Origin of the sequence: Qipengyuania sphaerica (assembly GCF_019711595.1) — a bacterium.
In the GTDB taxonomy this organism is placed as follows: domain Bacteria; phylum Pseudomonadota; class Alphaproteobacteria; order Sphingomonadales; family Sphingomonadaceae; genus Qipengyuania; species Qipengyuania sphaerica.
In genome coordinates, this window is record NZ_JAIGNR010000001.1 from 525,072 (window position 1) to 540,067 (window position 14,996).

Annotated in this window: 13 protein-coding genes; 7 read left to right on the forward strand and 6 right to left on the reverse strand. The window is 62.2% G+C overall.

From position 1 onward, the window contains the following. Positions 1–2: 2 nt before the first annotated feature. The gene (locus tag K3178_RS02715) at positions 3–1,313 is read right to left on the reverse strand and encodes a UDP-glucose dehydrogenase family protein (protein WP_221569842.1); all 1,311 of its coding nucleotides are present in this window, start codon (positions 1,311–1,313) and stop codon (positions 3–5) included. After that, complete coding sequence (locus K3178_RS02720) at positions 1,314–2,117, reverse strand: metallophosphoesterase family protein (protein ID WP_221569843.1); 804 nt, start codon at positions 2,115–2,117, stop codon at positions 1,314–1,316. It abuts the gene before it with no gap. A 276-nt stretch (positions 2,118–2,393) separates the two neighbouring features. On the opposite strand from K3178_RS02720, the gene K3178_RS02725 reads away from it, so the two are divergent. Together K3178_RS02725 and K3178_RS02730 are read left to right on the forward strand one after the other, a co-directional pair. Then, positions 2,394–3,146, forward strand: coding sequence for a TorF family putative porin (locus K3178_RS02725; RefSeq protein WP_221569844.1), 753 nt, complete (start codon positions 2,394–2,396; stop codon positions 3,144–3,146). An 82-nt stretch (positions 3,147–3,228) separates the two neighbouring features. Continuing rightward, on the forward strand, positions 3,229–3,666 hold the full coding sequence (locus K3178_RS02730) for a VOC family protein (protein WP_221569845.1): 438 nt from the start codon (positions 3,229–3,231) through the stop codon (positions 3,664–3,666). A gap of 9 nt (positions 3,667–3,675) precedes the next feature. Here the strand turns inward: K3178_RS02730 and nhaA are convergent, their stop codons facing one another. Next, positions 3,676–4,887 (reverse strand): Na+/H+ antiporter NhaA, encoded by a 1,212-nt coding sequence (gene nhaA / locus K3178_RS02735; protein ID WP_221569846.1) that lies wholly within the window; start codon positions 4,885–4,887, stop codon positions 3,676–3,678. 82 nt (positions 4,888–4,969) lie between these two features. Here nhaA and K3178_RS02740 point away from each other — a divergent pair, with 82 nt between their 5' ends. From K3178_RS02740 to K3178_RS02760, 5 genes are all read left to right on the forward strand, one after another. Continuing rightward, entirely contained in the window at positions 4,970–6,370 is a 1,401-nt protein-coding gene (locus tag K3178_RS02740; RefSeq protein WP_247713488.1) for a glycosyl transferase family protein, read from the forward strand. Beyond that, positions 6,367–6,783: a hypothetical protein gene (locus K3178_RS02745; protein WP_221569848.1), complete on the forward strand. Its 417-nt coding sequence runs from the start codon at positions 6,367–6,369 to the stop codon at positions 6,781–6,783. Before K3178_RS02740 ends, K3178_RS02745 begins: the two co-directional genes overlap by 4 nt. A gap of 65 nt (positions 6,784–6,848) precedes the next feature. Then, a complete protein-coding gene (locus K3178_RS02750; protein WP_221569849.1) occupies positions 6,849–7,754 on the forward strand; it encodes a sulfite exporter TauE/SafE family protein in 906 nt (301 codons plus the stop codon). Further along, the gene (locus tag K3178_RS02755) at positions 7,751–8,500 is read left to right on the forward strand and encodes a TIGR02186 family protein (protein ID WP_221569850.1); all 750 of its coding nucleotides are present in this window, start codon (positions 7,751–7,753) and stop codon (positions 8,498–8,500) included. Before K3178_RS02750 ends, K3178_RS02755 begins: the two co-directional genes overlap by 4 nt. A 97-nt stretch (positions 8,501–8,597) precedes the next feature. After that, the gene (locus K3178_RS02760; protein ID WP_247713489.1) at positions 8,598–10,583 is read left to right on the forward strand and encodes an ATP-binding protein; all 1,986 of its coding nucleotides are present in this window, start codon (positions 8,598–8,600) and stop codon (positions 10,581–10,583) included. A 101-nt stretch (positions 10,584–10,684) separates the two neighbouring features. Here the strand turns inward: K3178_RS02760 and K3178_RS02765 are convergent, their stop codons facing one another. From K3178_RS02765 to K3178_RS02775, 3 genes are read right to left on the reverse strand one after another with little or no spacing between them, the layout of a single operon-like run. Next, entirely contained in the window at positions 10,685–11,419 is a 735-nt protein-coding gene (locus tag K3178_RS02765; protein ID WP_221569851.1) for a 7-carboxy-7-deazaguanine synthase QueE, read from the reverse strand. A 24-nt stretch (positions 11,420–11,443) separates the two neighbouring features. Then, on the reverse strand, positions 11,444–12,250 hold the full coding sequence (locus K3178_RS14350; protein ID WP_221569852.1) for a DUF2262 domain-containing protein: 807 nt from the start codon (positions 12,248–12,250) through the stop codon (positions 11,444–11,446). After that, entirely contained in the window at positions 12,247–14,955 is a 2,709-nt protein-coding gene (locus tag K3178_RS02775) for a valine--tRNA ligase (RefSeq protein WP_221569853.1), read from the reverse strand. The genes K3178_RS14350 and K3178_RS02775 overlap by 4 nt, the downstream gene beginning before the upstream one ends. Positions 14,956–14,996 lie beyond the last annotated feature (41 nt).

The window sequence follows — 14,996 nt, forward strand, 5'->3', positions numbered from 1 at the left end:
GCTCAGTTCCGCCCGATGCTCGAATATTCGAACCCGGCTGCGCGGACTTCGTCCGGCCTGTAGATGTTGCGCAGGTCGACGAGGACAGGAGCCTTGGCCAGTTCCTTCACGCGACCGAGGTCAAGCGCGCGGAAGGCATCCCATTCGGTGACGATGGCGATGGCATCGGCATCCTTGATCGCGGCATAGGGTTCCTCGACCATGGTGACCTCGGGCATCAGAGGTGCTGCCAGTTCCATGCCTTCGGGATCGAAAGCGGCGACTTCCACCCCCGCATCGGTAAGCGTCTGCGCCACGGCGATCGCAGGGCTATCGCGCATGTCGTCGGTGTTGGGCTTGAAGGTCAGGCCGAGCAAGGCGACCTTCTTGCCGCGCGCCTTGTCTGCACCGCCCAGCGCGTCGAGCACCTTGCGGCCCATGGCGCGCTTGCGCGTGTCGTTCACCTTGACCACCGCTTCGACGATCCGCGTCGGGCTGTCATAGTCTTCTGCCGTCTTGAGCAGGGCGAGCGTGTCCTTGGGGAAGCACGAGCCGCCATAGCCGGGGCCGGCGTGAAGGAACTTGGCACCAATGCGGCCATCCATGCCGATGCCGCGGCTTACGTCCTGTACATCCGCGCCGACCTTTTCGCACAGGTCCGCCATTTCGTTGATGAAGGTGATCTTCGTCGCGAGGAAGGCGTTGGCAGCGTATTTGATGAGTTCGCTGGTGCGGCGGCCGGTGAAGAGGATGGGCGATTCGTTGAGGAACAGCGGACGATAGACCGCGCTCATCACCTCGCGGCCGAAATCGTCTTCTGCGCCGATCACGATACGGTCGGGCCGCTTGAAATCGCCGATTGCCGCGCCTTCGCGCAGGAATTCGGGGTTGGAAACGACCGAGAATTTGTGGCTGGTGCCGCTGTCCTTGAGAATGCGCTCCACCTCGTCGCCCGTGCCGACGGGAACGGTGGACTTGGTCACCACCACGGCATCATTCGCCAAGTTCTCGCCGATCTCCTTCGCCACGGCATAGACGAAGGTCAGGTCGGCATGGCCATCGCCGCGGCGGCTGGGCGTGCCGACGGCGATGAAGATCGCATCGGCATCCTTGATGCCTTCGGCAAGGCTGGTGGTGAAGGTCAGGCGACCGGCGCGCACATTCGCGCCGACCAGTTCGGCGAGGCCCGGCTCGTAGATCGGCATGATGCCATCGTGAAGCCGGTCGATCTTCGACTGGTCCTTGTCGATGCAGACGACATCATGTCCGAAATCGGCGAAACACGCGCCCGAAACCAGGCCGACATAGCCCGAACCTACCATTGCGATCTTCATCTACGCATCATCCTTCTCGACGCTGATTGCGCCATCTTCGGCTGCGACCGCCTTGATCGTGCGACGCCTGTCGCCCTCCAGCACCAGTGCCGTCAAGCGTCCCGTCCTGAACGCGCCGGTATCGATGCCGATCCTGTGCTGGGTATCGACCACGTCGTCGAAAATAGTGTGGCCATGCACGACGACATGGCTGAAAGGCTCTTCATGGCGCAGGAAGCGGTCGCGAATCCAGCGCAGGTCCGATGCCTTCTGTTCCCCGATCGCGTGTTTCGGGTTGATGCCCGCATGGACGAGCACATAATCGCCGACCACGATCAGGTCCTCGAAGCTTTCGAGAAACTCGCGGTCCTTTTTCGGCACGGCTTTCTCGAGCGCTTCCTGCACCTCGCCGACCTTCATCTTGTTGTAGGCCTTGCGGTCGATACCGTAGCTCAGCGCTGTCTCGCGCCCGCCATGCCTGAGGAAATGACGCGCCACTTCCTTGTCGGTGAAGCTCTCGAGGAACATTTCCTCGTGATTGCCAGCAATATAGCGGACCTTGCGCTGCTTTCCCCACTTGCGCGCGAGCTTGATGACGCCCGCGCTATCGGGGCCGCGATCGACGAGGTCTCCGAGGAAAACCACTGTGGTTTCAGCCGGCGCGAGACCGGCGTCGTCCTCCTCGATCGCCTTCTGCAGGGCCTCGAGCAGATCGAGCCGCCCATGGATATCGCCGATCACGTACCAGCGCTCGCCATCTGGCGCATGAGCGACACGGCGATCGTCCTGCGGTCGGGCAAAGATACGGCGGATGGAATCGAACATCGGGGGCGAGGGGACCTGTCTTCCGGGGGCTGGCGGGCATTTAGGAGACTGTCGCGCAGGCGGCAAGGGAGCGTGACGCGGCCAGGTCACTTCGCAGTTGCACAATAGCCACGCTATTTGCTGCAATAGCGAATAGTTTTCGCACGCAACTTGCTTCCTCCGCACGAATCATGCACGATTATGTCGAATTCGCCCGAGGAGCCTTTATATAAACGAGGACCCGGCGAGTACGCAGGTGGGACGAAGCACACCAACGAACCAATCAGGAGTTCGATAATGCTCACGTCCTTTCGCGGCCGTTTCGCCGCTTCGCTCGCCCTAGCCGGCGCCACGCTTGCCATCCCTTCCGCCGCGCTGGCGCAGGAAGAAGATGATGGCGGCCTCACCATCTCCGCCAACGCTGCGCTGACCACGGACTATCGTTTCCGCGGTGTTTCGCTTTCTGGCGGCGACCCGGCCATCCAGGGCGGCGTCGACGTTGGCCACGAAAGCGGCTTCTACGTCGGCACCTGGGCAAGCTCGATCGATGGCGGCCCCGCCTATGGCGAGATGGAATTCGACATCTACGGCGGCTGGTCCGGCGACCTTGCCGAAGGCATCGCTCTCGATGTCGGCCTTCTCTATTACGCCTATCCCACCGAAGATCTCGGCGGCGATGTCAATTACTGGGAGCCCTACGCTTCGGTCGGCTTCGACCTCGGCGGAGCGGAAGCTACTGTCGGGGCCGCTTATGCCTGGGAACAGGATTCGCTGGGCGGGGAAGACAACCTCTACGTCTATACCGATCTCGGCTACTCGCTGCCTTCGACGCCGATCTCGCTCTCGGCCCACCTCGGTTATACCGACGGCGTCCTTGCACCGCCGCTTTTGGCGGGGACAACCGATGACAGCGGTTTTGACTGGTCGATCGGCGCCAGCCTATCCAAGGGCATTCTCGAAGTCGGTGTTGCCTACATCGGCGTCGAAGGTCCTTCGATCGATGGCTTCACCGATGACGCCATCGTCGGAACGATCACCGCCAGCTTCTAGAGAATTCACTGGCGAGGGTCACGGGGGCGTGCCTGCGGGTGCGCCCCTTTTCCTTTCCAGGCGGGCTCCCTAACTGGTCACAATGACCCACTATCTTCACACCATGATCCGCGTCGCCGACCCGCAGAAGGCAATCGATTTCTTCAAGCTCATCGGGCTGGAGGAGGTCCGGCGAAAGGAAAGCGAAAAGGGGCGCTTCACGCTCATCTTTCTCGCTGCTCCCGGACAGGAAGGAACGGCCGAGTTGGAGCTCACCTACAACTGGCCGCCCGAAGACGGCAGCGCGCCCGAGCAATATGATGGCGGGCGAAACTTCGGCCATCTCGCTTACCGGGTCGAGAATATCTACGACACCTGCCAGCGGCTGATGGATGCGGGCCATACGATCAACCGGCCTCCGCGCGACGGACACATGGCCTTCGTCCGCTCACCAGACGGGATTTCGGTCGAACTGCTGCAGGACGGCTATCTCGACCCGGCAGAGCCCTGGGCGAGCATGGGAAATACCGGCAGCTGGTAGGGGCGCCGGCTAGTCGACGTAGGGCGATTTTACGTCGTCGGGATGCGCCGTCGAAAGCCGCAGCACGACATAGCCCAACACCGCAGACAGGAGCGATCCTCCCAGAATCCCGAGCTTAGCCTCGTTGATGAGTTCCGCCTGCCCGGTAAATGCCAGGCCGCTGATGAACAGCGACATGGTAAAGCCGATGCCGCACAGGATCGAAACACCCCAGATTTCCTGCCAGCTGGCCTGGTCGGGCCGGGGGGCGAAGCCGATCCGGTCCGCAATCCAGATTGCGGAAAAGATTCCGACCTGCTTGCCGAGGAACAGGCCTGCTGCGATCGCCAGCGGCAGCGGTGCCAGCAAGCCGTCGATGCCGATACCTGCCAGCGGGACGCCGGCATTGGCAAAGCCGAAAACCGGAACGATTAGATAGGCGCTCCACGGGGCGAGACTGTGCTCCATGGTTTCTACCATCGTCTCGTCATCCTTGCCTACCATCGGGATGGTCAGGGCTGCGGCGACACCGGCGATCGTGGCGTGGATGCCGCTGAACAGGACGAATACCCACAGGACCAGCGCCATGAGGACGAAGGGCCAATAACGGCTCACACCCATTCGGTTCATGGCCATCATTGCGATGACGACCACAGCAGAAGCTGCCAGCCAACCGAGCTTGATTTCCTCGGTGTAGAAGGCGGCGATCACAAGGACTGCGCCGATATCGTCGACGATCGCAACCGTCAGCAGGAACAGGCGCAGCGACGCGGGACAGCGGTTGCCCAACAGGCCGAGCACGCCCATTGCGAAGGCGATATCGGTTGCCGCCGGGATTGCCCAGCCTCGCAGCAACTGCGCATCGCCGCCGACTACGCCGACATAGAAAAGCGCGGGTATCGCCATGCCGGCTACTGCGGCCAGGATCGGCAATTTTCGCTGTTGCGAAGTGCTAAGCTGGCCCTCGATCCATTCGCGCTTCACCTCTAGTCCGACCACGAAGAAGAAGATCGCCATCAATCCGTCGTTGATCCACAGATGCAGGTCGTAAAGCTTGGGGATCGGTGTCCAGGGAAGCTTGCCGTAGAACAGCTGCTGGTATTCGTCCGCGAACGGCGAATTGGCCGCCAGCATCGCGGCGACGGCCACCAGGATAAGCAGGATGCCGGCTGACGCGTCGCTAACGAACAGCGCACGGACGGGGGCAAAGACGAGGCGGAAGGCTGAAGGGCGTTCGGTCATGTGGCTGCGCTCTCTTTCGCAAAGCAAAGCGCGTTGCAAGACCCGAATCGGCGCGATAGGTAGATCGCAAGGGGAAAACGGGTTGCTAGCATCATACAATGTCGTCGCCGGGGCGTTTGCCGCGGCCCAGCTGGAACTGTTGCTGTTCGCAGCGGTCTTTTTCGCCATCGGCCTGGTGGACGAAGTTGCAGTCGACCTCCTGTATCTCTGGAACCGGATGACCGGCCGGATCGCAACGCCGCATATCGACGAGCAGATCCTTGCCGAGGAAAACTTGTCCGGCATGGCCGCGCTTTTCATTCCCGCCTGGCAGGAAGCCGACGTGATCGGACCGACGCTCAGCCATGCACTCGAAGTCTGGCAGCAGAAAGACTTGCGGATCTATGTCGGCTGCTATCGCAACGATGCCGCAACGATAGCTTCGGTGTCGGTCGTAGCGCGGGGTGACGACCGGGTGCGGCTTGTCGTGGTCGGTGAGGATGGCCCGACCTGCAAGGCGCATTGCCTGAACCGCCTTTATGCCGCTCTGCGCGAGGACGAAACACGCCGCGGCAAACGCGCACATATGGTCGTGCTGCACGATGCAGAGGATATGGTCGATGCTGCAGCTCTCCCGCTCCTCGACCATGCGATCTGGAACAGTGATTTCGTCCAACTGCCCGTCATGGCTCTGCCACCTTCGGATTCGCGCTGGATTGCGAGCCATTACTCGGATGAGTTCGCAGAAGCCCACGCCAAGGCAATGGTTGTGCGCGACCGGCTCGGCTGCGCGATACCGGGGGCAGGCGTCGGTTGTGCCATCTCTCGCGGAATGCTCGCTAGGCTGTCGCGTGAAAATGAAGGCGGACCCTTCTCGGAAAACTCGCTCACCGAGGATTACGAGCTTGGCCACAAGATCCACGCGGCGGGCGGCCGGGGTCGATTCCTCAGGCTGCGCGCGCTCGACGGTCGCCTGATTGCTACGCGCGCTTATTTCCCTTCCGACATCGCACAATCGGTGCGCCAGAAGACGCGCTGGACGCATGGCATTGCCTTGCAGGGCTGGGACAGGCTCGGCTGGGAAGGTAACTTGCTGCAGCGCTGGATGACGCTGCGCGACCGGCGCGGGCCTCTTGCTGCCATATTGCTGGCGGTCGCCTATACGCTGGTGTTGAGCGGCATGGTGCTCCACCTTGCGAGCGAGGCAGGCATGATCGAGCCGCTCATGCTGTCGAGCGAGCTCGAAGGCTTGCTCTGGCTGACCTTTGCCGGCCTTGTCTGGCGAATCCTTTCCCGAGCGATATTTACGGCGCGCGAATACGGGTTGAAGCAGGGCCTCCTGGCGATACCAAGGGTCATGGTGTCGAATATCATCGCGATCATGAGCGGGCGGCGTGCGCTTGCAGCCTATCTGAAGACACTTCGCGGAGAGCCGGTGATCTGGGAGAAGACCACCCATTACACGCATCCCGCCCTGGCCCGGCAGGCAGAGGCTCGCGCATGAGCAGCGGCGCCATAGAAGGCAAGGGGCGTCCCTTACGGTTTTTGGCCGGGCTCGGTATCGCATGGATCGGCATGCGAGCGCTTTTCATCGGTACTCTTGCTGTCGAGCCAGACCAAACCGGGCAGCAATCGAACCGTACTGCCTTCACAACGACTACGAACAATCGATCCGGCCCGGATGTCCATGATGCGCCCGGGACGGCCAGTGCCGATGTGATTACGCTGGAGAAATCGGGTTCGCCAGATGCCGCAGCCAGTTACCCCGGCGTCGAGAACCTCGCACCTGCGCCCCCTGCACACATGGTCGCGCCGCTGCCGGATAATCCGGGTGCGATGCACAACATGCTGTGGATGAGCGCATCGAACCCCGATATGGGGGTAGGCAAAGCGGCACCTGTCGAGTCCAAGCGCTAGCCTCCGGACGAGAATTGAGCGCCGTCCACCTTTCGTAACGGCTTTCTCCGATATAGGGGCGGCATATGGACGTATACCTGCCCATCGCGAACCTGTCGGTGAACGGTCTGTGGATCGTGGCACTGGGTGCGCTGACGGGAGTATTGTCCGGCCTGTTCGGCGTGGGCGGAGGCTTCCTCACAACGCCATTGCTGATCTTCTACGGCATCCCGCCGACGGTTGCTGCCGCTTCGGCCTCGACGCAGGTCACCGGGGCAAGCGTGTCGGGCGTGGTGGCGCATAGCAAACGCAAGGGCGTCGATTATCGCATGGGCACGGTGATGGTCGCCGGCGGCGTGATCGGGGCAGGGATCGGCGCGCTGCTGTTCCGCTTCTTCCGTTCGATCGGACAGATCGATGTGGTCATCAACGCACTCTACGTTGTCCTGCTGGGCTCAATCGGCCTGTTGATGGCCAAGGAATCGGTGCAGGTCCTGCGCGGTACGGTCGGAAAGCAGGCCGCGCGACGCCGCCATCACCCTTTGGTTGCCAACCTGCCGTGGCGCTGGCGGTTCTACGGTTCGGGTCTGTACATCAGCCCGCTGGCGCCCGCGCTTGTCGGCGTCGTGGTGGGCATCCTCACCATGCTCATGGGCGTGGGTGGCGGGTTCATCTTGGTGCCGGCGATGCTCTACATCCTTGGCATGAGCGCCAATGTCGTGGTCGGCACCAGTCTCTACAACATCCTCTTCGTCACCATAGCGACGACGATCATGCATTCGGTTACCACCCGCGCGGTCGACATCGTCCTGGTGGCATTGCTGCTGATCGGTTCGGTCACCGGCGCACAGTTCGGTTCGCAGCTGGCAGTGCGCGCAAAGCCGGAGATCCTGCGACTGGTTCTTGCAGCGATCGTCCTCCTGATCGCGTTCCGCATGCTGCTCGGCCTGTTCTACCAGCCCGACGAAATCTATACGGTCTATCCGCTGTGAGGGCGCTGTTCCTCCTTCTTGCAGCCCTTCTGCTTTCGGGCCAGCGCGATCCGGTGCTCGTGCCTGAAGTCTCGCAGCATGACGTCCAGGTCAGGCAGGGTTTCACCGGCACCGAACTGCTCCTGTTCGGCGCGGTCCTCGATCCGGCCGGGCGGGCAGGGCAGGGCTACGATATCGTGGTCGTCCTCAAGGGGCCGAGCGAGCCGATCCGACTGCGCGAGAAGGAGCGTTTCGCCGGCGTCTGGATCAATGCGGAAAGCAATGATTTCCGCTCGGTGCCGAGCTTCTTTGCCGTCGCCTCCTCGCGGCCGATCGAGCAGATCGTCGATGAAAAGACCGCAGCAATCTACGAATTCGGCACACGCTATATCCAGCTTTCGCCCAGCGGCAGCATCAATCCCGAACTGCAATTGCGCTTCGCCTCCGGTCTAGTCGACCTGAAACAGCGGCAGGGCCTCTACAAAGAGGATTTCGACGGCGTGCAGATCAACGAGAACGTGCTGTACCAGGCGCGCATCTCGCTGCCGTCCAACGTCACCACTGGCACATACACGGCAGAAACCTTTGCGGTCAGCAACGGCCGTGTCATCGCCTCGGCAATGGCCGAGGTCGAGGTTCGCAAGGTCGGGTTCGAGCGTTTCGTCGCCCTGAGCGCCAACAATTGGGGGCTCGCATACGGGCTTATTGCCGTGCTGCTGTCGGTCGGAATGGGCTGGGGCGCCGGACGTCTTTTCGCCCGGCTATAACAGGGCACTTGCGCGTTAACGTTGACCCGATCTTAACCCTTATCCGCCACTACACTCGGCAGCTGCACCTGTGCAATTTTGGGGCGTTGAACGAGTTATGAGCCAGATGGGTAACGGGAAATTCGGGGCATTCGGCGCGGGACGCCAGATGGAGGCCGAGGAGGCCGGTCGTCGATCCTTGCGCGACCGGATCCGTGGCAATCACGATAACCAGGAAGCCGCCGCGCGCACCTCCTCGCGATCGGGATACGTCCATCAGCAACCCGAAGGGCAGCCTCAGGCTGTACCGCAGCAGAAGGCAGAAGCGCCTGCAGCTCCCCAGCCGCAGCCCCAGCAACAGGGTGAAGCTCCGGTTACGAAACCCGCTACGCAGGCCGCTGCTGCCCCGAAATTGGGCGAAGCACCGCCGCGCCCCTCCGATCTCGCTCCCAAGCCTGCTCCTCAGCCGGAGCCGGAGCCCGATGCAGAAGACGCGCCGCCGAGCGAGAACGCCACCCAGCCGATCGGCGTGGTGCTCGAGATCGCCGGTTCGGGATCGATGATTGCCATCGACCTCCAGCGTCTTTCGGAATGCAGCCAGGACGAGGACCCGGCCATCGGCATGGCGGGCCAGGTCGGTTCGCAGATCAAGATCCGCGTCGGCAACAGCTGGCTGCTCGCCAGCGTGCGCAACCAGAAACAGGACCGCAAGGCGGGCAGCATCCTCGCCAACATCGACTTCCTCGGCGAAGGCGTGGAGGAAAAGCTCACCGGTCGCCTTCACGGTTTCCGCCGCGGTGTGACGCGTTACCCGATCCCGGGCGCGTTGGTGTATCCCGCCTCCACCGCCGACCTCAAGCAGGTCTATGCCAGCGACGGCCGCAGCGCGGTCACGATCGGCAAGGTGTACCCCACCAAGGACATTCGCGCGGGCCTTTATGTCGACGCGATGCTCGGCAAGCATTTCGCTCTGCTGGGCTCCACCGGTACCGGTAAGTCGACCAGCGCCGCGCTGATCCTCCACCGTATTTGCGAGGCGGCGCCCGAAGGCCACATCGTCATGGTCGACCCGCACGGAGAATATTCGGCTGCTTTCCGCCAGACCGGCGTGATCCTCGACGTCTCGAACCTGCAGATGCCGTACTGGATCATGAACTTCGAAGAACATTGCGAAGTGCTCCTCACCAGCAACGGCAACGAACGCCAGGTCGATTCCGACATCCTTGCGAAATGCCTTCTGAAAGCGCGCCAGAAAAGCCGCCTTGCCGAAAGCATGGGCAAGATCACGGTGGATTCGCCGATCCCTTACCTGCTCTCGGATCTCTCCAACGAGATTCAGGACCAGATGGGCAAGCTCGACAAGGCGACCAATTCCGCGCCTTACATGCGCATCAAGAACAAGCTGGAAGAATTGAAGGCCGACCCGCGCTACCAGTTCATGTTCTCCGGCATGCTGGTCGCCGACACCATGACCGACTTCATCTCCAAGATCTTCCGCATGCCTTCGAACGGCAAGCCGATCTCGATCATCGACGTCTCGGGCGTGCCTTCGGACATTACTTCGACCGTGGTGGCGGTTCTCAGCCGCCTGGTTTTCGACTTTGCGATCTGGGGGCGTGAGGAAAAGACCACGCCGATCCTGCTGGTATGCGAAGAAGCCCACCGCTACGTGCCGAGCGAAAAGAACGCCGATGGCAACTCGGTGGGCACGATCCTTAGCCGTATCGCCAAGGAAGGCCGTAAGTACGGCATCTCGCTGGGCCTCATCACGCAGCGTCCCTCCGATTTGGCCGAAGGCGTGCTGTCGCAGTGCGGTACGATCATCTCGATGCGCCTGAACAACGACCGCGACCAGGAATTCGTCCGTGCGGCGATGCCCGAAGGTGCGCGCGGCTTCCTCGACGCGATCCCCGCGCTGCGCAACCGCGAGTGCATCATCTGCGGCGAGGGTGTCGCCATTCCGATCCGCGTGAGCTTCGACAACCTCGAGGAAGTCAAGCGCCCGGCATCGGAAGACCCGAGCTTCATCGAAATGTGGAACAACCCCGGCGGCGAAGAGGACATCGTCCTGCGCACCGTGCAGCGCTGGCGTTCGCAGGGATAACCGAGCCGAAGGCGAGGCAGGGGCGACTGCCCGCCCGCAGCGGGTGCGGTTTGCCGCAGATCTAGCGAGGACGCACCGACGCAGGTCGGTGCGAAAAGCAATTACGTCCCGCGGGTATCCCCGAACAGATGGATATGCAGGCGGTCGCTCAGGCGAAAGCCGTGTTCGAGGCATAGCGGGGCGAGCCATTTCTCCCGTGTACGCAAGGTCTCGCTGTCAGTCCCTTCGGGCATCAGGAAGACATGGCCGGGCTTGAAGCGGTAGCGGTCGCGAAGCGCCAGCACCTCGTCCACGTCCGCAGGCTCGGCAATCACGAATTTGAACCATGCGCGCGGGTCGGTGGCGTAGGCGTCGAGCCGCTCGGGCAGCAGCGCGAGATCTGCAGGATTGCCGCTGTGCGCCAGTTTCGGGCTGACGTTGAACTGGTCGATCCGGATATCGAGGGTCGCGGGCGCTTTAGTAGTGCCGTTGGTTTCGATCTCGACCGAGATATCGGGCAGCAGGTCGAGCAGCTTCGCCAGTGCCGGAGCCTGCAGCAGCGGTTCGCCCCCTGTGATCACCAGCCGGTTCTGGCCCAGCGACTGGATAATGGCAGCTACCTGTTCTTCGTCGAGCGTGACCTGGTTCGCCTTGCGCTCATAGGTCACGCCGTCGCGGTGTGGTCGGTCGTCACCTTCGAAATGCCAGGTGTAGGCCGTGTCGCACCACACGCATGCAAGATTGCAGCGCGACAGGCGCATGAAGGCCACCGGGAGCCCCATGCTCGGCCCTTCGCCCTGGACCGAGGCGAAAATCTCCGGCCCTCCGGTGTCGTCGGTGGCGAGGACTAATGCCATGTTGAGTTCCAGCCGATAGTCATCTTAGCCCACCATCATTGAACCCTCGATGTCGCCTTCGGGAGACATCGATGCAACGATCGAGTGGCCAGCGAAGAGATCGCCATCGGCATAATAGATGCTTAGCGCGCCTGATCCGTCAACTTCCACGTCGGTCGGGGTGATCCGCGTAATCCACTCGGACCGGTCAAGGTCCTCGCCGTCATTGGCCCAGCCTTCAGCCCAGATACCATAATAGTCTTCGGTGATCCGTTGCCGAAATTGCGCGTCGATTTCCGCCTGCCTGTCCAGCGCATCCGAGAGATGATCGGCAGCCTTTGCGATCGAGTGCGCGCCCGGCTCGAGCGCCATCCTTACGGGAACACCGCACCATTTGCCGGTCGCTTCGAAGACATCGTGAAAGGTCTCTCCGGCTTTCAATGTGCCCAGCTTCGGATGCGTGTAATCGGGTGGATTGAGGATTTCGTGTGCTGCTTCGGAAAGCGCCGGATCGTGAGGCCGCCCCTGAAGGCGTAGCATTTCTACCGTCCTCATGATCTCTGGCGGTTTCTCCATGTCCCGCACCTTCAGCCTTATCGTCTGACCCTTACGGAGACGCCATCGCCACAGCGCAATCATATGTTCGCTCAGGATCGGCTTTTCGATACGCAGCGGATTCGTACATATCGGTCTATCTCCTTCCCGCCAAACGACTAGCTGGAAGGTGATCGACCATTTTCCGCCGAGATCGCCTATTCCGGCAATGCCGAACGGGCCTACGATGCCGGTGACGATCCTTTGGGCTTGCTCGTCCATTCCGCCAGCTGGCGCGGTGATCGATTGATCGGTCACCCCAAGCGGGCCAGCGCCGCCGTCAGCCGCTCGATTTCGACGGTGTGATGCGCGAGATCGGCGCGGGCCTTTTCGACTGCTTCGGGCTTGGCTCGCTCGACGAAGTTGGCGTTGCCGAGGCGTCCTTCGAGCGATTTGGCTTCCTTGGCAGAAGCTTCCATCGCCTTGGTCAGGCGCGCCTTTTCGGCCTCGATGTCGATCACGCCTTCGAGCGGCACGATGAAGGCGTCCTCGCCCGCCGCCACCTGCATCGCCGCGCCGCCGGGCGCTTCGGCGAAATGGATCGGCGTGAGCCGCGCGAGGCGTTCGATAGCAGCGGCGTTTTCTTCTGCAGTCTTGCGACCAAGAGCCGAGGGGGCAGGGCAATAAGCTTCCAGCTTCGCGCCGGGAGCAATGCCGAGCTCGTTCTTCGCCGTGCGCACTGCGCTGGTGAGCGCGATGAGCCAGTCGATCTCGGCCTTGGCCTGCGCATCGACTTCCGCCTGCGGCTCGGGCCATTTGGCGGTGATCAGCGGGTAGTCGGGCCGGTCGCCCTGCTTCGACCACAACTCTTCGGTGATGAAGGGCATGAAGGGATGCAGCATGACGAGGATCTGGTCGAGCGCCCAGCCGGCGACGGCCCTGGTTTCCTCGTCGAAATTGCCCTTGATCAGCTCGATATACCAGTCGCAGAACCGGTCCCACACGAAGTGGTAGATCGTGTTCGCGGCGGCATCGAAGCGCAAATCGGCCATCGCCTGTTCGAGCGCGTTCTTGGTCTCGACGACTTCGCCGATGATCCACTTGTTGACGGCCTGCGTGGCAGCGGGCGCGGCGATGCTGGTGCTCGCGCCGATGCCGTTCGACTGGCAGAAACGTGTGGCATTCCAGAGCTTTGTCGCGAAGTTGCGATAGCCCTCGACGCGTTTCTCATCCATCTTGATGTCGCGGCCCTGGCTTTCCATCGCCGACATGAAGAAGCGCAGCGCATCGGCACCGTACTGGTCGATGAGTCCCAGCGGGTCGACGACATTGCCCTTGGACTTGGACATCTTCGCCCCGTCGGCGGCGCGCACCAACCCGTGAAGGTACAGCCGCGGCCACGGCGCCTTTCCGGTCAGGTGCATGCCCTGCATCATCATGCGCGCATCCCAGAAGAACAGGATATCGAACCCGGAAATCAGCAGGTCGTTGGGATAGTGCTTGTCGAGCAGGTCGGTCTTCTCCGGCCAGCCGAGCGTGGCGAAGGGCCAGAGCGCGGAGGAGAACCACGTGTCGAGCACGTCGTCATCACGGGTCAGGGCAACGCCTTCGCCTGCCTGTGCCTGCGCCTCTTCCTCGGTCATGGCGACATAGGCCTTGCCCTCGGCATCATACCAGGCCGGGATCCGGTGACCCCACCAGAGCTGGCGGCTGACGCACCAGGGCTGGATGTTCTCCATCCAGTTGAAGAAAGTCTTCTCCCAGCTCTTGGGGACAATTTCGATCGTGCCGTCCTTCACCGCCTCGATGGGCGCCTTGGCAAGCTTTTCGGCATCGACATACCACTGGTCGGTCAGCCACGGTTCGATCACCACGCCGCCGCGGTCGCCGAAGGGCGTCGCGATGGTGCGCGGCTCGGCGTCGTGGAGGGTCTCGTTGCCTTCCTTGTCCTTGGTGACATGCGGGATGAGGAAGCCGAGCTCCTTCATCCGCGCGACGACCAGTTCGCGCGCGCCGTCCACACCGTCACGCTTGAAGCGGTGCAGGCCGAGGAATTCGTCCGGCACCAGCCCGTCGGCGGTCTGGCAGACATTGCCCTCCGCATCGAGCATGTTGAGCATCTCGGCAGGCGCGAAACCGGCACGCTTGCCCACGTCGAAGTCGTTGAAATCGTGCCCCGGGGTGATCTTCACACAGCCCGAGCCGAGTTCGGGATCGGCATGCTCGTCGGCCACCACCTTGAAGCGGCGACCGGTTATCGGCTGGAGGATGTCCTTGCCGACGACCGATTTGTAGCGTTCGTCATCGGGGTGAACCGCAACGGCCATATCGGCTAGCATGGTCTCGGGGCGCGTGGTCGCGACGACAAGGTAATCCTTGCCTTCGGAGGTGGTCACGCCATCGGCCAGCGGGTAGCGGAAGTGCCAGAAGCCGCCCTTCACATCGGTGGTCTCGACTTCGAGATCCGAAATGGCGGTCTTGAGCTTCACGTCCCAGTTCACCAGCCGCTTGTCGCGGTAGATCAGCCCATCGTTATAGAGATCGACGAAGGTCTTGAGCACGGCTTGCGTGAAATGCGGGTCCATCGTGAACTGTTCGCGTGACCAGTCCATCGAGCAGCCTAGGCGGCGCAGCTGGCGGGTGATCTGGCCGCCGCTTTCCTCTTTCCATTCCCAGACCTTGTCGATGAAGTCCTCGCGCGAATAGTTGGTGCGCTTGTCCTGTTTCGCCTCCATCTGGCGCTCGACCACCATCTGCGTCGCGATCCCCGCATGGTCGACGCCCACGACCCACAGCGCATCCTTGCCGCGCAGGCGTTCGTAGCGGATCACCACGTCCTGCAGCGTGTTGTCGAGCGCGTGCCCGATATGGAGCGAGCCCGTAACGTTCGGCGGCGGGTTCACGATGGTGAAGGGCTCGGCATCGGGCCGCTCGGGCCGGAACAGGCCGTTTTCTTCCCAATGCGCGTACCAGCGCCGCTCGATATCGGCGGGATCGAAAGTCTTGGATAATTCGGTGGACATGGGGAGGCCCATGCCAGCCAGAATTGTGCGATGCAACGCCG